The 18487-nt window shown below is 71.4% G+C and carries 17 protein-coding genes; 10 read left to right on the forward strand and 7 right to left on the reverse strand.

Annotation, left to right across the window (positions count from 1 at the left end; all coding sequences use genetic code 11):
* Nucleotides 1–66: 66 nt before the first annotated feature.
* Together AY578_RS19110 and AY578_RS19115 are read left to right on the forward strand one after the other, a co-directional pair.
* Nucleotides 67–1296 carry a type IV toxin-antitoxin system AbiEi family antitoxin domain-containing protein gene (locus AY578_RS19110; protein WP_258903154.1) on the forward strand — a complete coding sequence of 410 codons (1230 nt, stop codon included), beginning with the start codon at nucleotides 67–69 and terminating at the stop codon, nucleotides 1294–1296.
* Between the two features lie 122 nt (nucleotides 1297–1418).
* Entirely contained in the window at nucleotides 1419–2258 is an 840-nt protein-coding gene (locus AY578_RS19115; RefSeq protein WP_019524469.1) for a nucleotidyl transferase AbiEii/AbiGii toxin family protein, read from the forward strand.
* Nucleotides 2259–2300: 42 nt separating this feature from the next.
* On the opposite strand, the gene AY578_RS19120 is transcribed toward AY578_RS19115, so the two are convergent.
* From AY578_RS19120 to AY578_RS19130, 3 genes are all read right to left on the reverse strand, one after another.
* On the reverse strand, nucleotides 2301–3368 hold the full coding sequence (locus AY578_RS19120) for a hypothetical protein (protein WP_258903156.1): 1068 nt from the start codon (nucleotides 3366–3368) through the stop codon (nucleotides 2301–2303).
* Complete coding sequence (locus AY578_RS19125; protein WP_161231941.1) at nucleotides 3365–4006, reverse strand: hypothetical protein; 642 nt, start codon at nucleotides 4004–4006, stop codon at nucleotides 3365–3367. The genes AY578_RS19120 and AY578_RS19125 overlap by 4 nt, the downstream gene beginning before the upstream one ends.
* A gap of 135 nt (nucleotides 4007–4141) precedes the next feature.
* Complete coding sequence (locus AY578_RS19130) at nucleotides 4142–4339, reverse strand: hypothetical protein (protein WP_161231940.1); 198 nt, start codon at nucleotides 4337–4339, stop codon at nucleotides 4142–4144.
* Between the two features lie 214 nt (nucleotides 4340–4553).
* Between AY578_RS19130 and AY578_RS19135 the strand changes: the two genes are divergently transcribed.
* From AY578_RS19135 to AY578_RS19150, 4 genes are all read left to right on the forward strand, one after another.
* A complete protein-coding gene (locus AY578_RS19135; RefSeq protein WP_161231939.1) occupies nucleotides 4554–7544 on the forward strand; it encodes a BTAD domain-containing putative transcriptional regulator in 2991 nt (996 codons plus the stop codon).
* A 13-nt stretch (nucleotides 7545–7557) separates the two neighbouring features.
* Nucleotides 7558–8295, forward strand: a complete 738-nt coding sequence (locus AY578_RS19140; protein WP_136238148.1) for a prepilin peptidase — start codon at nucleotides 7558–7560, stop codon at nucleotides 8293–8295.
* 68 nt (nucleotides 8296–8363) lie between these two features.
* Nucleotides 8364–9563 (forward strand): cyclic dehypoxanthinyl futalosine synthase, encoded by a 1200-nt coding sequence (gene mqnC, locus AY578_RS19145; protein WP_019524474.1) that lies wholly within the window; start codon nucleotides 8364–8366, stop codon nucleotides 9561–9563.
* 7 nt (nucleotides 9564–9570) lie between these two features.
* The gene (locus tag AY578_RS19150; protein WP_136238149.1) at nucleotides 9571–10170 is read left to right on the forward strand and encodes an imidazolonepropionase-like domain-containing protein; all 600 of its coding nucleotides are present in this window, start codon (nucleotides 9571–9573) and stop codon (nucleotides 10168–10170) included.
* 18 nt (nucleotides 10171–10188) lie between these two features.
* Here AY578_RS19150 and AY578_RS19155 read toward each other — a convergent pair whose 3' ends face one another.
* Nucleotides 10189–11223, reverse strand: coding sequence for a chitinase (locus AY578_RS19155; protein ID WP_237556932.1), 1035 nt, complete (start codon nucleotides 11221–11223; stop codon nucleotides 10189–10191).
* A gap of 185 nt (nucleotides 11224–11408) precedes the next feature.
* On the opposite strand from AY578_RS19155, the gene AY578_RS19160 reads away from it, so the two are divergent.
* Nucleotides 11409–12104 carry a demethylmenaquinone methyltransferase gene (locus tag AY578_RS19160; protein ID WP_028960040.1) on the forward strand — a complete coding sequence of 232 codons (696 nt, stop codon included), beginning with the start codon at nucleotides 11409–11411 and terminating at the stop codon, nucleotides 12102–12104.
* Between the two features lie 13 nt (nucleotides 12105–12117).
* On the opposite strand, the gene AY578_RS19165 is transcribed toward AY578_RS19160, so the two are convergent.
* Nucleotides 12118–12477 carry a PASTA domain-containing protein gene (locus tag AY578_RS19165; RefSeq protein WP_136238150.1) on the reverse strand — a complete coding sequence of 120 codons (360 nt, stop codon included), beginning with the start codon at nucleotides 12475–12477 and terminating at the stop codon, nucleotides 12118–12120.
* Between the two features lie 111 nt (nucleotides 12478–12588).
* Complete coding sequence (locus AY578_RS19170; protein ID WP_026243753.1) at nucleotides 12589–13095, reverse strand: GNAT family N-acetyltransferase; 507 nt, start codon at nucleotides 13093–13095, stop codon at nucleotides 12589–12591.
* A 98-nt stretch (nucleotides 13096–13193) separates the two neighbouring features.
* Here AY578_RS19170 and AY578_RS19175 point away from each other — a divergent pair, with 98 nt between their 5' ends.
* The gene (locus AY578_RS19175; RefSeq protein ID WP_019524480.1) at nucleotides 13194–14477 is read left to right on the forward strand and encodes a geranylgeranyl reductase family protein; all 1284 of its coding nucleotides are present in this window, start codon (nucleotides 13194–13196) and stop codon (nucleotides 14475–14477) included.
* A 167-nt stretch (nucleotides 14478–14644) separates the two neighbouring features.
* Nucleotides 14645–16318 carry a COG1361 family protein gene (locus AY578_RS19180; protein ID WP_258903158.1) on the forward strand — a complete coding sequence of 558 codons (1674 nt, stop codon included), beginning with the start codon at nucleotides 14645–14647 and terminating at the stop codon, nucleotides 16316–16318.
* Nucleotides 16319–16578: 260 nt separating this feature from the next.
* On the opposite strand, the gene AY578_RS19185 is transcribed toward AY578_RS19180, so the two are convergent.
* A complete protein-coding gene (locus tag AY578_RS19185) occupies nucleotides 16579–17403 on the reverse strand; it encodes a C40 family peptidase (protein ID WP_037778524.1) in 825 nt (274 codons plus the stop codon).
* 717 nt (nucleotides 17404–18120) lie between these two features.
* Here AY578_RS19185 and AY578_RS19190 point away from each other — a divergent pair.
* Complete coding sequence (locus AY578_RS19190) at nucleotides 18121–18480, forward strand: NADH-quinone oxidoreductase subunit A (protein ID WP_003974383.1); 360 nt, start codon at nucleotides 18121–18123, stop codon at nucleotides 18478–18480.
* Nucleotides 18481–18487 lie beyond the last annotated feature (7 nt).

Below are 18487 nucleotides of genomic sequence, written 5' to 3' on the forward strand. Positions count from 1 at the left end.
CCCGCTCGCAGAGATTGTTACGTCATGGATGTAAGGAAGTCTGCAAGATTGGGTAATCTTCCCTGCATGGACCGAGCTGAGCAGCTGGCCGTCTTGTCGGGTGTCGCTGCCGATCAATGGGGCCTGGTGACGACAGCGCAGGCCAAGAACCTGGGCTTGGGCGGCGTACAGCTGAAGAGGTTGGTTGAGGCCGGCCTGCTGGAGAACGTCGGCAGGGGCGTCTACGCCCTGTCGGCGGCGGGCATGCCCCGGCATCTGGAGATCAAAGTGGCATGGCTGCGTCTGCAGGCCGGGATTCCGGCCTGGGAGCGTCGCCCGGGCGACCGGGACTCGGGTGTCGTCTCCCACGCCTCTGCCTGCCAGCTCCACGGTCTTGGGGACATTCCCGCTCCGGACGTGGAGATCAGCGTCCCCCGTCGCCGGACGACCACGGATCCCTTCGTGCGGCTGCGAACGGCTCGTCTCGACGCCACAGACATCACCGTCGTCGACGGACTGCCGGTGACCACCGTCTTGCGCACGATCGTCGACCTGCTCCGGGTCAAGGCCGACGGTGGGCACGTCGGCGGCGTGATCGCCGATGCGGAGCGCCGCGATCTCGTGGACGTGGGCGCACTCGCCGACGCCGTTCAGCCGCACGCTCGCAAGTACGGTCTTTCCCCAGCGGCCACGGGACAGCAGCTTCTTGACCATCTGGTTGGTCAGGCCGGACGAACGCTGCACTCCCAAGAGGTGGCCCGCGCCGGCGCGGAGGGTGTGGCCGCAGGCAAGGAACTGGCCGCTCTCGAGAGTTCGGCGGCCCTTGCCCGCCTCTTCGACGCCGGAACCCTGGGCGTCGTACTGACGCAGTATGCCGACGCCCTGCAGCCCCTGCGTGACGCCATGAGGGGTGAGGCGTATGCCTCTGTGCTCCAGGAGATCGCCGCTCAACAGGCCGGGATCAGGACGGCGCTGACCAGCACCATGGCTCACCTTGTGCCTGTGTTGCAGGCAGTTCCGAAGGTGACACCGCCGCCCACGGCAGGCCGGTTCGACGCATCCGGACTGCGGGACGCATTGCAGCAGGCCTTGGCTCACGACGGAGTCGCGCCCGCATGGAAAGCGGCTTCCCTGGCGCCTCGGCCGCAGCGCATGCTGTGGAAGGCCACGGTGCCCGGTGTCATGACCAATCACTCCGCGGACGCGCCGGGTCCCACACGCAGGCGATCACCTGACCATGTGACAGCCGCTGACGAAGACAGCATGGATACCGAAAAACGGTCAACGGGTGCGGAGGAAGACCCGCCTTCGGGCTAGGGTCGGTGGTCCAGGGGATCGGGTGGGGGAGCAGACGTCACGTGGCCAAGAGGTACGCGAATCCGTCAGCATTCAGGGCCGCGTTGACGCAGGCCGCGAGGAACATGTCGAAGAAGACAGGCATGAGCGTTCCGGACCTCATGAAGATCTTCTGGTTCAACCGACTGGCAGCCCGCGTTTTCACCACCGATCCGGACGGCTGGCTCATCAAGGGGGGTCAGGCCTTGCTCGTTCGATACCGTGGACGAGCCCGGCTCAGCCAGGACATCGACCTCCAGTGCACCCATCCGGAACGTAGCGCCGAGGAAGCCAGGGACCTCGTCGTCAAGGCGGCTGCCCTCGATCTGGGGGACTACCTCCGTTATGTGCCGGGGAAGTTCGAGGAGCACAGCGATGAAGGCCGGGGTGGCGCGCAGTACTTCGAGGTTTTCCTGGGTGCGGGGCTGGTCTCCACCATCAAGGTCGATCTCGTCGTCGGCCGTGAGCTGATCGGCGTGCCCGAAGTCCGCACGCTGCGGTCCGCAGTCGACCTCGCATGGCCCGTCGACTGGCCCGACGTGCGGCTCTATCCGGTCATCGACCACATCGCCGACAAAGTGTGCGCCATGTACGAGAGACATGGCCAAAACGGCGAGCATGGGTCCAACCGGTACCGTGACCTCGCCGACCTCCTCCTGATCAGTCAGAGGGAGGCTGTGGACGGACCGGCCGTCTGTCGGGCTCTTCAGCAGGAAGCAGCCCGTCGGAGCAGCCTCGGCCTGCGGATCGTGCTTCCCGGCGCTTTCGAGGTCCCCGGCCCCGACTGGCACGACGGCTACCCTCGGCAAGCCGCCCTGGTGCACGGCCTTGAGGGCTGCAGCAGCTTCAGTGAAGCGGTTCCGGCAGCCGAGGCGTTCCTGAGCCCCATACTCGGCGACGCGGCACGTGGCACGTGGATCCCGCATCAGCGGGCGTGGGCTTGAGCTGTCCGCATCGACCGTGAGCTCCGTCGGTCGCGCACCGGGTCAGCGGTTGATCGACTGGATCTCCTGGACGGTCATGTCCTGGGTCGTCTCGAACGTGCCGTCGGGGAGGTCGCCCCGGGCGCCGCCCGTGCCCTCCCAGGAGATCTCCCAGGTGATCGACGCGGTCAGGCGGTACGGTTCTCCGCCCGAGGCGCGCAGGTAGTGGATCCCGCACGGCGGGGTCTTCTCCGCGCTGCCGCGGGTGTACGGCGTGCCGATGGAGCCGTCCGCGCTGATCTCGCAGTCGCCGGAGGCGGGGTAGGTCTCCGCGTCCTTCGTGCCCGGGTCGAGGTGCAGCGCGATGGGCTTGGCGGTGGTCTCGGCCCACAGGCCGGTGTGGGGAAGCTCCGCGCGGACGGTGACGTCCTTGAAGGTGGCCTTGTCGAGCCACACCCAGGTGGGGAGGTTCACGGTGGAGCGGGCGGCGGGCTTGAGCTCGATCTCGGTCTCCGGGACCTCGACCTCCTGGTAGGCGTACTCGGCGAGCATCTTCGGTGTAGGGGCGTGCGGGTCGTTCGGGACCCGGCCGGCGTCGACCCAGAACATGATGCGGCCGCAGTCCCAGGAGTCACGGTCGCCCGGGTCCGGTGCGACGCCACGCCAGAAGTATCCGTCCTTGGCAAGGTTGTAGTTCTTGTAGCCCTCGGCGACGCTGTTGGTCGGCGACTCCAGGTCGAAATTCTCCGCGGGCTTGCCGTCCCGGTAGTGGTCCGTCCACAAATCCTTGCCGAACCACGACTCGTGGATGCCGACGTCGCCGCCGCCGTCCGTGTCCACGAAGTGCTTGAGCTGCTGGGGAGTGAAGGCCGGTTCGTACCAGCACGCCGGGGGCTCCCAGTCGGGGTCGATCGTGCTGAGGCTGCCGGCCTTGTGCCCGGCGGGCTTGCCGCTGGGGTACGAGAGACGGATGCTCGACGCCGCCGCCGACAGGGTTCCCTTGCCGTCGGTGCCGCCCTTGCTGTCGTTCTTGGTGCCGCCCCCGCCGAACGCCTGCGCGTGCGAAGCGCTGAGAACGACTGTGAGAGCCGACACGACGACGGCGGATGAGAGCCGGAGGGTGCGTGTCACGAGCAACCACCCCGCTCGGACGTGGTCGAGACGGTCTGCCACACCCCTTGCGCGTTCTTGGTCATGGTGACCGTGTACGCGACGTTCGGTTCGGTGCCCGGCGGGTTACCGGTCTCCTTGCCGGTCTTGCGGTGCTTGGTCCGGGCTTCACTCTCGTCCGTGCAGTAGCGGAGCTGCGCCTTGGTGTTCTCGCCGAAGAGCTCGGCCTCCGGGTCGTAGACCGGAAGTTCGCCCACCACGGTGAGGTTCTTGTCCGTGTAGGAGCGGATCCACTCCTGATCCTGGGAGAGGCCGGCCTTCGTGTCGTAGAAGGCGAGAGCCTCGCTGTCGAGGTCGTTCTCGATGATGGCGGCGTAGCCCGCGCGGAGCTGCTCCCTGCCGTCGTCGAGGACGGCCTGCTTCTCCGGGTCGTCACTCTTCCAGTCCGCGAAGGTGAGCTTGAAGCTGCTCGGGATCGTGATCTCCGGGCGTTCCACCCCGGCCGGGGTGGAGGCCGCCGCCGAAGCCGACGCGCTCGAGGAGCCGGCGTCCGCCCCCTTGATGTCGTCCGAGGAGTCGTCGCCCCCACAACCCGTCAGCAACAAGGCCGTCGTCGCGGTGAGTGCGGCAGCGGTGATGGTGAAGGCGCGGCGTGCCACGGACGATTCCCCCTGATGTCGGCTGTGTGTAGCTGTCACCGAAGCTATCAAGGGCGTTTGTGAGGCACTGGGGGGTTGTGTGGGGAACGTGCGGAGTGTGCCGTCACTGTGGCGAACACTACGGTCCGGGCAAGCTCAGGCCCCGCACTCCGTCGCCTTCCCCTGTGCCTTGCCGTAGACCCCGGACTGGTCCTCGCAGAAGGTGACCAGCACCGCGGCCGGGCCCGACGCGGTCGTCCTGGCGTCGAGGGCGGCCGCCTCGTCCGGGTCCGACGGCTCGTCGAAGTGAAGGCGAGGTGTCCCACGCCGGGGCCGTCCTCGCCACCACCACACCCCGTGACCGCCACCCCCGCCGACAACACGAACCCAAGGGCGGGGCGGCAAAGGCGCGGCGCGGCGCGAGGGTCGAACTTGGCAAGGGGGTTCCAGGGGCCGTGCGCCGTGGGGGAGCGGAGTCGGGCGGTACCCCTTCGACTGCGGCCATTCGAGTCAATAAGATCCCCGTAGTCCCGATGCCCCCTTCCTCCCACACCCCAGGACACCCGCCATGCCGCGACGCCGCAGTCCCAGCCCGTCCAGCTCGACGGCTCCGAGGAACCGCACGCCGCAGCCGGTGCGGGTGCGGCAGCGGACGTTCGGGGACTTCGTGAAGGCGTTCCTCGCGTTCGTCGCGCTCGCGGTGCTCCTCGTCGGGGTGCCGGCGGCGCTGGCGATGACGGCGGGCTGGCCGTTCCCGGAGTCGTTCGAGCCGATGGAGTGGCTCAAGCAGGACATCTCCGTCTCGACGTTCCTCGGCATCCTCACGTTCGTCGTGTGGCTCGCCTGGGCGCAGTTCACCGCCTGCGTGCTGGTGGAGATGAAGGCCGCGCTGTCGGGCGTCGGCGTGCCCGGGCGGGTGCCCGGCGCCGGGCCGAGCCAGCTGCTCGCCCGGCAGCTCGTCGCCGCGCTGCTGCTCGTCGGCGCGACCGCCGCCAGCTTCACGCCGTCCCTCGCGCAGCTCGGCCAGACCTACGACGACAACCAGCGGCCCACCGTGGCCGCCGCCCAGCAGACGCCGGGCCTCTTCGCCCAGCAGCAGGAGCAGGCGGCCTCCACCGCCGCCGCGGTCGCCGAGCAGGCCTCGCACACCGAGGCGACCCCCGCCGCCGCCAAGAAGCAGGGCGACACGAAGTTCTACCGGATCCAGCCGCCGGAGGGGCGTCACCACGACTCCCTGTGGGAGATCGCCGAGCGCCACCTCGGCGACGGCCGCCGCTACAAGGAGATCTTCGAGCTCAACAAGGACCGTGTGCAGCCGGACGGTTCGCGGCTGTCCGAGGCCAGTCTGATCCGGCCCGGCTGGATCATGGAGATGCCCGGTGACGCGCGCGGCGGCGACCTCGTCGAGATGCCGGACGACGCCCCGAAGGTGTCGCCCGAGGTGCAGCAGCAGATCAGCGACTACGCCAGGACCGGCGACGGCGACCAGGCACAGGGCGGCGACCAGGCACAGGGCGGCGACCAGGCACAAGGGGGCGACCAGGCACAGGGCAGCGGCGGCGGCGCCGCCCACGTCGACCTGCCCCAGCAGCGCCCCGCCCCCGGAACCGACCACGCCGACCTCCGGCGCCCCGCGCCGGACCAGGTCGCCACGCCCGCCGAGGACTCCTCGTCCTTCGGGCTGCCCGAGGCCCTGCTGACCGCCCCGCTCCTCGCCGCCGGCCTGCTCGGCGCCCTCGGCCACCGCCGCCGCCAGGCCCTGTGGCAGTCGGCGTTCGCCGGCATCGGCGGCCGGCGCGGCATGGAGCCGCCCACCCCCACCGGCGACGCCCTCGACGTGCAGGACGCCCTGCTGGTCGGCGCCGACCCCGAGGGCGTACGGCTGCTGGACCGGTCGCTGCGCGGGCTCGCCGCGTCGCTGGCCGCCGAGTCCCGCCCGCTGCCCACGGTCTACGCGGCCTGGATGAGCAACGGCGACCTGCACCTCCAGCTCGCCCAGCCGTCCGGCAAGCCGCCGTCCCCGTGGCAGCTCGGGCAGGACCAGACGTTCTGGATGCTGGCCCGCGCCGACGCCGAGTCGTACGAGGACGTCGACACGGCCGCGCCCTACCCGGGCCTGGTCAGCCTCGGCACGATGGACGACTCCCGGCTGCTGCTCAACCTGGAGTCGGTGCCCGGCATCGTGTCGCTGAGCGGCCGCGAGGAGGACCGCGCGGCGGTGTTCGCGTCCGTCGCCGCCGAACTGGCCACCAACGGCTGGTCGGACCGCATGACCATCACCCTCGTCGGATTCGGCGAGGACCTCACCGCCCTCGCGCCCAGCCGGCTGCGCCACCTCGACGGCATCGAGGCGCTGATCGAGACGATGGATGCGGAGACCCGTCAGCGGCGCGGCGCGCTCGGCGCGGCCGGCCACGACTCCGTGCTGACCGGCCGCACGGGCCCCGCGCAGCACACCCGCTGGGCCCCGCACCTGGTGCTGCTGGCCGCCGAGCCGTCCCCCGAGGACGCCATGACGCTCGCCGAACTCGCCGCGGACGCCGGCCGTCTCGGCATCGGCTACCTCGTCGGCACCGGCAGCGGCGATCTGCAGGGCGCCGCCTGGGAGATGGAGATCACCGGCGAGGGCCGGCTGCTCGCCCCGCTGCTCGGCCTGGAACTCGACGCGCAGCTCCTGCCCGCCGCCCAACGGCGGGCGGTCGTCGAGCTGTTCACCGACACCGACCCGGAGCGCAGCCCCGACGGCCCCGGCACCACCCCGCCATTCCTGGTCGACATCAGCGAGCAGGGCCGGCCCGCGGTGTACGCGCGGCTGGTCGGGCCGTACGAGATCATCGGCCTGGAGACGCCGGACGGGGAGCGGAGCGCGCTGCTGCACGAGGCGCTGGCGTTGCTGCTCCTGCACCGCGAGGGCGTGCACCCGCGGGTGCTGTCCTCCGCGCTGTGGCCGCGCGGCGTCACCGACGACGTGCGCCAGGCGCTGCTGGACCGGCTGCGGGACTGGCTGGGCACCGACCCCGACGGCACCCCGCGGCTGCGCACCGACGACGCCGGCCGGCTCACCCTCGCCAAGTCCGTGGTGTCCGACCTGGACGTGCTGCGCTCGCTGTACCACGAGGCGACGCAGGGCAAGGGCGTCGACAGCCGTGCGGTGCGCGGGCGGCTGCTCACCGACGCGCTGGTGCTGGTGCGCGGCCCGCTGCTCGCCGACCGGCCCGAGGGCCGCTACCGCTGGCTCACCCACGAGATCGTCGACGCGCAACTCCCGCTGCTCGTCGCGGACACCGGGCTGGCGCTCGCCGAGTTCCACATGGAGAAGGACCGCGCGGAGAAGGCCATCGAGGCGCTGAACGCCGCGCTGCGCACCGCGCCCGCCGACGAGCGGCTGTGGAACGAACTGCTGCGCGCGACCCACGCCCTGGACGACCCGCAGCGGCTCACCGCCCTCGCGTCCGACCTGGTGACCCGCAGTGGTGCGCGCGGGCTGCCGCCGCGCACCGAGGCGCTGCTCGACGAACTGCTGCCGACGTGGCGCGACGCGGTCGCGGCGGCCGGCTGAGCGGCCGCACGGGATGACCGACGGCCTTCAGTACGCGCTGGTCGCCCTCGCCGCGCTGTGGGGCGCGGCGGCCGGGACGCTGCTGCCGCGTGCCGCCCACCGGTTCGCCGTCCCGGCCGGGGAGGAGTGGCGCACGGCGTGCCCGCAGGGGCACCCGCTCGCGGGCTGGCTGGGTCCGGCCCGCTGCCGGACGTGCGGAGGCACCCCGTACGGCACGGGCGCGGCCGTCCCCGTCATGGTCACCGCGCTGGTGTGCGCGCTCCTCGCCGCCGCCACCGGGACCCGTCCGGAGCTGGCGGTGTGGCTGCTGCTGGCGCCCGCGGGCGTGCTGCTCGCCACGGTGGACTTCCGGGTGCAGCGGCTGCCCGACCCGCTCACCCTGCCGTTCGCCGCCACGGCCCTGGTGCTGCTGGGGCTGACCGCGCTGGTCCCCGAGCACGCGGGGGAGTGGACCACGGCCCTGCTGGGCGCGCTCGCGCTGGGCGCGGGCTACTTCGTGCTGTTCCTCATCAACCCGGCCGGGATGGGCTTCGGCGACGTGAAGCTGGCGCTCGGCGCGGGCGCGGTCCTCGGCTGGTACGGCTGGCCCACCGTGCTGCTGGGCACGCTGGCCGGGTTCCTGTGCGGGGCGCTGTACGGCGGCGGGCTCGTCGTCGCCCGGAAGGCGGGCCGCAAGACGTCGATCCCGTTCGGGCCGTTCCTGATCAGCGGGGCCTTCGCGGGGCTGCTGATCGGCGCGTACACGGCCTGACGTCGGCGCGCGGAACCGGCTGACGTACGCTGATTCCGTCCGTCCACACCCCTGCGAAAGGGACACCGGTGACCGAGAAGGCCGACCTTCAGCCCGTCCTCGACCGTGCCGCCGCGGGTGGGCGGATCACCCCCGAAGAGGCCCTGGTCCTCTACCGCGACGCCCCGCTGCACGCGCTGGGCGCCGCCGCCGACGCGGCCCGCCGCCTCCGGTACGCGGGCACCGAGCACATCGCCACGTACATCATCGAGCGGAACATCAACTACACGAACGTGTGTGTCACGGCGTGCAGGTTCTGCGCCTTCTACGCGGCCCCCAAGGACACCGGGAAGGGCTGGACCCGCGACCTCGACGACATCCTGCGCCGCTGCGCGGAGACCGTGGAGCTGGGCGGCACGCAGATCATGTTCCAGGGCGGTCACCACCCGGACTACGGCGTCGAGTACTACGAGAAGCACTTCGCGGCCATCAAGAAGGAGTTCCCGCAGCTCGTCATCCACAGCCTGGGGGCGAGCGAGGTCGAGCACATGGCGCGGATCTCCAAGGTGAGCGTCGAGGAGGCGATCACCCGGATCCACGCGGCCGGTCTCGACTCTTTCGCCGGCGCCGGCGCCGAACTGCTCCCGGAGCGCCCGCGCAAGGCGATCGCCCCGCTGAAGGAGTCCGGCGAGCGCTGGCTGGAGATCATGGAGATCGCCCACAACCTGGGCGTGGAGTCCACCTCCACCATGCTGATGGGCACCGGCGAGACCAACGCCGAGCGGATCGAGCACCTGCGGATGATCCGTGACGTGCAGGACCGCACGGGCGGCTTCCGCGCGTTCATCCCGTACACGTACCAGCCGGAGAACAACCACCTGAAGGGCCGCACCCAGGCCACGATCTTCGAGTACCTGCGGATGATCGCCATCGCCCGCCTGTTCCTCGACAACGTCGCCCACATCCAGGGCTCGTGGCTCACCACCGGCAAGGAGGTCGGCCAGCTCTCCCTGCACTACGGCGCGGACGACCTCGGCTCGATCATGCTGGAGGAGAACGTCGTCTCCTCCGCCGGCGCCAAGCACCGCTCCAACCGGCTGGAGATCATCGACCTGATCCGCAAGGCGGGCCGGGTCCCGGCGCAGCGCTCCACGACGTACGACCACCTCGTGGTGCACGACGACCCGGCGAACGACCCGGTCGACGACCGCGTGGTCTCGCACATCTCGTCCACCGCCATCGAGGGGGGCACGGCCCACCCGGAGCTGAAGCTCCTGCCGGCCAACTGACCAGCGCGTGCTGACCCTTCACGTGGCCGAGGCCTCGCCCGAGACCGCCGTCCTGGTCGACGGCGCGCAGCTGGCGGCCGTCGGCCCGTACGAGGAACTGGCCGCCGCGCACCCGGACGCCCGGGTGCGCCGGTGGCCCGGCATCCTGACGCCCGGCCTGCTCAACCCGTACGGCCCGGAGCTGCTGGAGCAGGCCTACCACCCCGACCCGCGCGAGGCCGACCGCCTCGGCACCGAGCCGCTGTTCGGGCTGCGGGCGCGGGCCCTGCTCGCCTCCGCGCCCACCGCACGGGGCGCCAGCGCCCGCCGCGGGGTGCAGCGGCTGCTGGCGCACGGGACGGTCGCCGTGGGCGGGGAGATCCGCGGCCGCGAGGCCCTGGACGCCGTGCGCAGGGCCGGGCTCGTGTTCGGGGGCCGTCCGCCCGGGCTGCCCGGGCCGCCGTCGCTCTCCCCGGCGCCGCTCGTGCTGCTGCCTCCGCTCACCGCCGGGAGCCCCGCACGGTTCGCGGTGTTCGACGTGCCCGACCGCGCCGCGCTGGTCCGGGAGGGCGCGTCCACCTGCGTGGCCACCGTGGTCGGCGGACGGCTCGTCCACCGGCGGCGCTGACCGCACGGCCGGCGGTTCTCACCCTGCCAGCGTGTCCCCGAACGCGCCGGTCTCCTGCTCCACCCCGCTGCAGTCGGTCAGCGGGTCGTCCGCCCCCTTCCCGTCGCACGGACGGTCCCGGAACGCCGACCAGACCGACACCCACGCGACGCCCTTGTCCTCCGCGAAGGCCCGCACCTGCGCCGCGTCCTCGAGCGTGAACGTCTCGTTCTCCACGTCGTTGACGCCGAGCATCGGGGTGAGCGCCATGCCCCGCCAGGCGGCGGCCTCGGACAGCCCGAAGACGTCCCGGAGCTGGGCGTGCGCCGACCGGGCGGCGGCGAGCGCGTAGTCGCCCATGTCGCCGTCGTAGGACTCGGCGTAGTTCATCGTCATCAGGTTGACGGTGGTGACCTCGACGTGGTGGTCGTTCGCGGACTCCAGCAGCGCCAGGCCGTCCTCGTCGAGCCCGGGCGGCATGACGGGGAGGGTGAACGTCACCTCCAGGCCGTCGCGTTCCTCCTGGAGCAGGGCGATCGCCTCCGAACGCCGGTCCACGGAGGCGGAGTCGGCGAGTTCGTCGCCCTCGACGTCGAAGTCGGCACGGGTGGCGCCGGCCGCGTCCAGCGCCGTGCCGTACGCCGCGGCCAGGTCCTCGGCGGTGTCGCAGACGGCCGCCAGTTCGTCGCCGTGGGCGCCGCCGAAGGAGACCCGCACATCGGCGCCGGTCCGGGTGAGCGCCGCGATCCGGGACGTCACGTGCGCGTCGTCGACGTCCTGGACACCGTCCCAGGCCGGGGCGCAGTCACCGCCGGAGGAGATGACGAACGCCAGGTTGTACGCCGTGGGGGAGCCCGCCGTGTCGGTGCCGGAGGCGGTGGAGGCGTTGACGTAGGGCGCGTACGCGACGGGCGCGGAGGATCCCGGGTTCGCTTCCGCCGCCTCGTCCCCGGCGGAGCAGCCCGCGCCGGCCAGGGCCAGGGCGGCGAGGAGGGCGAACCCGCCGGCGGTGGACAGCGGACCGCGTATCGGGTTCGTTCCGTTCTCGGGACGGCGTCGGAGAGGGGTGATCATGGCACAGGATTCTGTGTGCTTTCCGAGGATGTACACCCGGATTTCGGGGATTCCCGGCGGACGGCCCGGTTCGTGTGGTCCCGGGCGGAACTCACAGGGTACGCATGGGCGCCGGCCGGCGAAGGCCGTACCGCCCGGGACGAGCCGACGCCCGCGCCGGCCGGGCGGGCTGCAAGAATGACTCCGTGACCCGCGCATCCCTGGACAAGCAGCCGCATGAAGTCGCCTCGATGTTCGACGACGTCGCGGAACGGTACGACCTGACCAACGACGTGCTGTCCCTCGGACAGGACCGGCGCTGGCGCAAGGAGGTCGCGAAGGCGGTCGACGCGCGGCCCGCGCAGAAGATCCTGGACCTGGCGGCCGGCACCGGCACCTCCTCCCTGCCCTTCGCCCGCACCGGCGCCTACGTCGTGCCCTGCGACTTCTCCCAGGGCATGCTCCGGGTCGGCAAGCGCACCAACACCTGGCTGCCGTACACGGCCGGCGACGCGACCCGGCTGCCGTTCAAGGACGACGTGTTCGACGCCGTCACCATCTCCTTCGGCCTGCGCAACGTGCAGGACACCGACGCGGCCCTGCGCGAGATGCACCGGGTGACCCGGCCCGGCGGGCGCATCGTCATCTGCGAGTTCTCGCACCCGACGTGGACGCCGTTCCGCACGGTCTACACCGAGTACCTGATGCGCGCGCTCCCGCCCGTCGCGCGCACGGTGTCCTCGAACCCGGACGCGTACGTCTACCTCGCCGAGTCCATCCGCGCCTGGCCCGACCAGCCCGCGCTGGCCGAGCGGCTGAAGGGCGCCGGCTGGTCCAAGGTGGCCTGGCGCAACCTCACCGGCGGCGTGGTGGCCCTGCACCGGGGCTTCAAGGAGAGCTGAGCACCGACACGCTTCAGGGGGAGCCGAGCACCACCAGGGGCGCCACCGCGCCCGCGCCCGGCTCCTCCAGCTCGCGCCGCAGCCCGCCCGGCGGCGGCAGCGGGCCGCGCGGCTCGCGCACCCCTCCGCCGCCCTCGCCCTCGCCGAAGTCCAGCCACACGTGCACCACGGAGTGGCGGGGCACGAACGTGCCGGGCTGCGGGTACTGGCGGACCACGTAGTCCACGACGGCGTGCGGGAAGTCCGGCCGGCCGGGCGCGTCGACGACCAGGCCCAGCGCGCGGACCGACTCGCGCGCGTCGACGGCCATCAGCCCGACCAGGCGCGGCACGCGCACGTCGCCGGTCCCGTGTCCCTCGGGTGTCAAACGCATGGACGTCACCCCCAGCGGTACCGGAAGGGTAGGCCGGGGGCGCGTCCGACGGAAGCACTGCGTGATGGTCCGTGACAAATCGCTACGCAGAGTAGCCGTCAACAGGGTGTGTCAGAGGTCGAGGCGGTAGCAGTGGCACTCCTCGCCCGAGGCGGGGACGGTGAACGTCTCGGCGAGCCGCATGCCCAGCCGCTGGGTCACCGCTGTCGAGCGGGCGTTGCGGGCCTTCACCAGCGCCACCACGTCCGTCAGGCCCGCCGCCCGCACCCGGTCCAGCGTCTGCAGGGCCGCCGCCGTGACGTACCCCTTGCCCCAGTGCTCGCGGGCCAGCCGCCAGCCGATCTCGATCTCGCCCGTGGGACCCCACTCGCGCTCCCAGGGCTGGGCGCCGGTGAAGCCGATGACCCGCCCCTCCTCGTCGAGCATGGACCACAGGCAGAAGCCCAGCTCGGCGTCGTGCCGGCGCTGGCGGGCGGTGAGTTCCTCGTAGACCGACAGCTCCGCCGGCCGGCCGCCGTGGAACTCCATCACGTCGGGATGGGCGAAGATGCGGTGCCAGGTGACGGCGTCCTCGTCGGTGGGAACCCGCAGCCGTACAGCGGGGAGTGCTCGGTTCACGGGGCAGCCCTTCAGCCGGGTGATCACGTCCGCTGAATAGACTGCCTGTGTCCAGTGCCGGTCGGCACGAAGATTTCGAACTCTGGGGAGATCCCGCCGTGACCGAGCCCCTCTCCGACAACACCGCAGATGTGATCGTCGTGGGCGCGGGGCCAGCCGGCTCCACCACCGCCTACCACCTGGCCCGGTCCGGCCTGGACGTGCTCCTGCTGGAGAAGACCGAGTTCCCGCGCGAGAAGGTGTGCGGCGACGGTCTCACCCCGCGCGCCGTGAAGCAGCTGGTGTCGATGGGCATCGACATCTCCGAGGAGGCCGGCTGGCTGCGCAACAAGGGCCTGCGCATCATCGGCGGCGGCGTCCGCCTCCAGCTCGACTGGCCGGATCTCGCCTCCTTCCCCGACTACGGACTCGTCCGCAAGCGCGACGACTTCGACGAGCAGCTCGCCCGGCAGGCGCAGAAGGCGGGCGCCCGGCTGTACGAGCGGTGCAACGTGGGCGCGCCGGTCGTCGACGACCGCACCGGCCGCATCACCGGTGTGAAGGCCAAGCTCGGCGAGGACAAGCGGGAGGTCACCTTCCACGCCCCGCTGGTGGTGGCCGCCGACGGCAACTCCACCCGGCTGTCCCTCGCGATGGGCCTGCACCGGCGCGAGGACCGCCCGATGGGCGTCGCCGTGCGCACGTACTTCACCTCGCCCCGCCACGACGACGACTACCTGGAGTCCTGGCTGGAGCTGTGGGACCGGCGCGGCCCGCAGGACCGGCTGCTGCCCGGCTACGGCTGGATCTTCGGCATGGGCGACGGCACGTCCAACGTCGGCCTCGGCGTGCTCAACACCTCCGACTCCTTCAAGGAGCTGGACTGGCGCGAGGTCCTCAAGGCCTGGTGCGCGTCCATGCCGGAGGACTGGGGCTACACCCCGGACAACATGACGGGACCGATCCGCGGCGCCGCGCTCCCCATGGCCTTCAACCGCCAGCCGCACTACACGCGCGGTCTGCTGCTCGTCGGCGACGCGGGCGGCCTGGTGAACCCGTTCAACGGCGAGGGCATCGCCTACGCCATGGAGTCCGGGCAGCTCGCCGCCGACGTGATCGTCCAGGCGCACGCCCGGTCCACCCCGGCCCAGCGGGAGATCGCCCTCCAGCGCTACCCGCGCGTCCTGAAGGACACCTACGGCGGCTACTACACGCTGGGCCGCGCCTTCGTGAAGCTCATCGGCAACCCGAAGGTCATGCAGATCGCCGCCCAGCGCGGCCTGACGCACCCGATGCTGATGAAGTTCACGCTGAAGCTCCTCGCCAACCTGACCGACCCCACGGGCGGCGACGCGATGGACCGCATCATCAACGGGCTGAGCAAGGTGGCCCCGAAGGCGTGAACGGCCGTGCGCGCGACCGGAGTCGGCGGGCATGTCCGGCATCTCCGGTCGCGGTGCCGGATCGTGATCGTCGCGTGACGCGGCCGTGAACAACTGATCGACTCCGGGGGGTGTCGAACGGGACGTGACCCAGCCGGGCACGTCCCGTTCGACGAAAGAGCCTTTTCATGACACAGCAGGCGAGACGGCTGCGCGCGCGGCTCGCGGCGCTGGGAGCGGTGGGCGCGACGGCCCTGGCCGCCGCCGGGGTCCAGGGCGCGGCCCACGCGGCCGAGGCGCCCCTCCCGGTGGTGATCACGGGCGAGGACCGGGTGGACCTGTCCCTCCACTCGGACAACGGCGACCCCACCGAGCCGCAGGTCGACCTGCGGCTCGACGTCCCGGGCGAGGAGTTCGAGGGCGACGGCGAGGTCCCGGCGGTGCACCGCGGCGACTACACGATCCGCATCGACGCCAGCGGACTGAAGGGCGTCGCGGAGGCCGACCTGCCCTGCGACGCCGACGGCCTGGTCGCGGTCTGCACGGGCTACGAGCTGTACGCGGGCACGACCTTCAACCGGGTCGGCGGCATCCGGCTCGACCTCTCCGACGACAGCGAGGCCGGCGACACCGGGAAGATCGTCGTCACCGGTGAGGGCGAGGGGCTGGAGTTCACGCCGCTCACCGTGGACGTGCGCGTCGGCGGGCCTGAGCTGCTGAACCGTGAACTGTCCGCGCCGGAGGGCGTCATGCCCGGCGACGACTTCGAGCTGCCGCTCGGCGTGATGAACGTCGGCGGGCTGCCGGCCCAGGGCACGGTGCTGCGGCTGCTCGGCTCGCGCGGACTGTCCTTCCCCGACACGTACGGCAACTGCTCGTCGTCCGACATCAACACCGGCGACCTGCTGCGGCAGCGCACCGAGGTGCTCTGCACCTTCCCGGACACCCTCGGGGCGGGAACGGCGTACGCGCTGTCCCGGCAGGTGCGGGTGCGGACCGCGGACTTCGCGCTGAACGACATCTTCTCCTACTCGTTCGACCCTCTGGAGCCGGGCGAGGAGAAGACGCTGCACCAGGGCCGCCGGCAGGGCGGCGGACCCGACCTGACGCTGGAGCGCGTGGCGGACGCCGACCCCGCGCAGTACACCAAGTACGCCGAGCTGGACCTGCCGAGGACCAACACCTACGACCTGGAGCTGACCGGCGCCTCGGCGTCCGGAGCGGCCGGGGAGAAGGTCGACGTGGAGATCGGCTTCCGCAACAACGGGCCGGCCTGGATCGGCGCCCTGCGGTCCGGCGGCGAGCCGTTCTCCTTCACGGTCACCCCGCCGACGGGGGCGACGTTCACCAAGGCGCCGGAGAAGTGCATGCCCGCCGGCGTCAACGGGAGCGACCCCGCCTACCTCTGCTTCGCTCCCACTCCGATGCTGGAGGACGCCCGGTTCACCTTCCCGTTCGAACTGCGCGTCGACCGGGTCGTGGAGGGCGCCAAGGGCCGGGTCGCGCTGCCCGACTGGAACAACCCCTACGAATCCGACGAATCCAACGACGTCGCGTGGATCGTCCTGAACGCCCCCGGCGCGCCGGGCGACGACGGCACGGGCGGCTCCGACGGCGGCCCCTCGGACGACCCGTCGGGCCCCGGCTCGGGTGACGGGGACACCTCCGGCGACGACACCGACGACGCCGGCTCCGCGTCCGGCGGCGGTTCGGGCGACGACGCCGACGGTGGTCTGGCGCTCACCGGCGCCCAGGGCGTGGGTCTGCTCGGCGGCGCCGCGGTGCTCGCGCTGGGGCTCGGCGCGGCCGTCGTGGCGTACCAGCGCCGTCGCGCCGGCCGTGACGGAGAGGCAGCCGTCTGACGCACGCGTCGCTGTGACGCCCCTGTGGGGGCCGGAGTCCGCCTCGGCGGCCCTCCGGCCCCCGTCGTGGTTCCGGGGCCGCGTGAGGGCCTCTCACGGGGCGCGGCGGACGGCGCGGAGGCTCCCGGCGCGCCGTCAACGCACGCGATCCGGGGTGCAATTCGGGCAATACGGCGATCTTGGTTCGCTGTGCGGGCCGGAAACGACGGAGGGCCGCCGCCTCGGTGAGGCAGCGGCCCTCCGGTCCGTGAAGGCGTGGGTCAGAGCACGCGGACGGCGCCCGACGCCGGGTAGCCGGAGAGGTCCTGGATGACGACGCCCTTCGAGGGGTTGGCGGCGTCCAGGTACTGGCCGTTACCGATGTAGACACCGACGTGGTACGCGGAGCCCTTGCCGCCCCAGTACAGGATGTCGCCGGCCTGGATCTGCGACAGCGGGATGTCGGTGCCCACCATCGACTGGTCCTGGGAGACGCGCGGCAGGTCCACACCGACCTGCTTGAACGCGGCCTGTACCAGGCTGGAGCAGTCCCAGGCGTTGGGGCCGGTGGCGCCCATGACGTAGGCGTCGCCCACCTGCGCCTGGAGGAAGGCGAGGACGGCCGCGACGCTGCCGCTGGACGGCGTGGAGACGGACGCGGTCGTGGTGAGCGAGGGGCGCTCGGCGTCGCGCGCCGCGCGCTCGGCGGCAGCCTGACGGGCTTCCTCGGCCGCCTTCTTCCGCGCCTCGGCCTTCTTCTTGGCCTCGGCCAGGTCCGCCTTGGCCTGCTTCGCGGCCTGGGCGGCCGCCGCGTCACGCTCGGCCCGCAGCTGGTAGTTCGCGGCCGCCTGCTGGGTGGCGTCCGCGGACTCGGCGACCTGGGCGGCCAGGTCGGCCGTCAGGGTGGGCAGTTCGAGGGTCTGCGTCACCGGCTCGGCCGCGTTGGCCGCGCTGGACGCCCCGGCCACTGCCAGGGTGCTGAGGACGCCACCGGCAACTCCGGCCCGAACCGCGATCGTGGACGTCGCGGTGCGGCGGGGCTTCCGGTGGCTGCGTATGTGAGCGGTGTGGGACATGGGAACAACCGGTACCAGGGGCTGCTTCATATCTTCAAGAAACGTGGGCTGCGCCACAGTTGTTCAATCGGGCCCACAAATTCCCCTCAAGTCCCCGTCCATTGACGCCACAACGGACATTGCGGGCGGCCGTGACCGGGCCGTGATCACGGACTTTCATCGTTACGCCCGAATTGCTCCGCGCTTACCACCGGTTTAGGTGGTTGGCCAAGCCCCGTTCCTGAGGGGTCCTCAGAAGTGTGACGGACGTCACGGAACGACGAGGGCCGTCACGGCGTCCGTCGCGACCCCGGACTTCGTGAACGCGTGCACACGTCCACATCGCGCCGCGCGACCCCCCTCATGTGTGAACGCGGCCTCTATCAAGGCGATGCGTCCAGCGCCAATTTGCATGCAGAGGAATCGTCTTGATATGGAGACGCCTCCCTCGCGACCCCTCTGAGCTGCGCCGACCGGTCAAGATGTCACGTTTGGTGATCGCGTGGATGCTTGACGTGCGAAGATCACCGCTCATCCGACTTCATGATCGTTCGTCAGGTGGTGGAGATCACAAAGCTTGTGTAATACCCCGTGTCGCAGATCACAGACCCACAGGCATAAGATGCGGAGCAGTTGGGCTTGTGACCTGCTTCACATGTTCTCGATCTTCGCCGGGGCGGGCGTGGTTCGTGGGGCTGGTGAGGCGACGGGCCCGCTGCACAACCACAACCGCCAGCAGTCAATGCCGACTGAGAGGAGCGAGGAGCGGTGAACGCGTATGCGCCCATCCTCGTACTGGGAGCCCTCGGGGCAGGCTTTGCGATCTTCTCCGTGGTCATGGCCACGCTGATCGGTCCGAAGCGGTACAACCGGGCGAAGCTCGAGGCCTACGAGTGCGGCATCGAGCCGACCCCCACGCCGGCCGGCGGCGGGCGTTTCCCCATCAAGTACTACCTGACGGCGATGCTCTTCATCATCTTCGATATCGAGATCGTCTTCCTCTACCCCTGGGCCGTCACCTTCGACGCCCTGGGGATTTTCGGGCTCGTGGAGATGCTGCTCTTCGTGCTCACCGTCTTCGTCGCGTACGCGTACGTATGGCGGCGCGGCGGCCTGGAATGGGACTGAGGGGCCA

Source organism: Streptomyces thermocarboxydus (assembly GCF_024760485.1).
Classification (GTDB): Bacteria; Actinomycetota; Actinomycetes; order Streptomycetales; family Streptomycetaceae; genus Streptomyces; species Streptomyces cellulosae.

Bases quoted from the DNA above. Each gene is read 5' to 3' on its own strand.
- AY578_RS19140 (WP_136238148.1), top strand. From the start codon at position 7,558: ATGACCGACGGCCTTCAGTACGCGCTGGTCGCCCTCGCCGCGCTGTGG.
- AY578_RS19165 (WP_136238150.1), bottom strand. From the start codon at position 12,477: ATGCGTTTGACACCCGAGGGACACGGGACCGGCGACGTGCGCGTGCCG.
- AY578_RS19155 (WP_237556932.1), bottom strand. From the start codon at position 11,223: ATGATCACCCCTCTCCGACGCCGTCCCGAGAACGGAACGAACCCGATA.
- AY578_RS19135 (WP_161231939.1), top strand. From the start codon at position 4,554: ATGCCGCGACGCCGCAGTCCCAGCCCGTCCAGCTCGACGGCTCCGAGG.
- AY578_RS19180 (WP_258903158.1), top strand. From the start codon at position 14,645: ATGACACAGCAGGCGAGACGGCTGCGCGCGCGGCTCGCGGCGCTGGGA.
- AY578_RS19185 (WP_037778524.1), bottom strand. From the start codon at position 17,403: ATGAAGCAGCCCCTGGTACCGGTTGTTCCCATGTCCCACACCGCTCAC.
- AY578_RS19110 (WP_258903154.1), top strand. From the start codon at position 67: ATGGACCGAGCTGAGCAGCTGGCCGTCTTGTCGGGTGTCGCTGCCGAT.
- AY578_RS19115 (WP_019524469.1), top strand. From the start codon at position 1,419: ATGAGCGTTCCGGACCTCATGAAGATCTTCTGGTTCAACCGACTGGCA.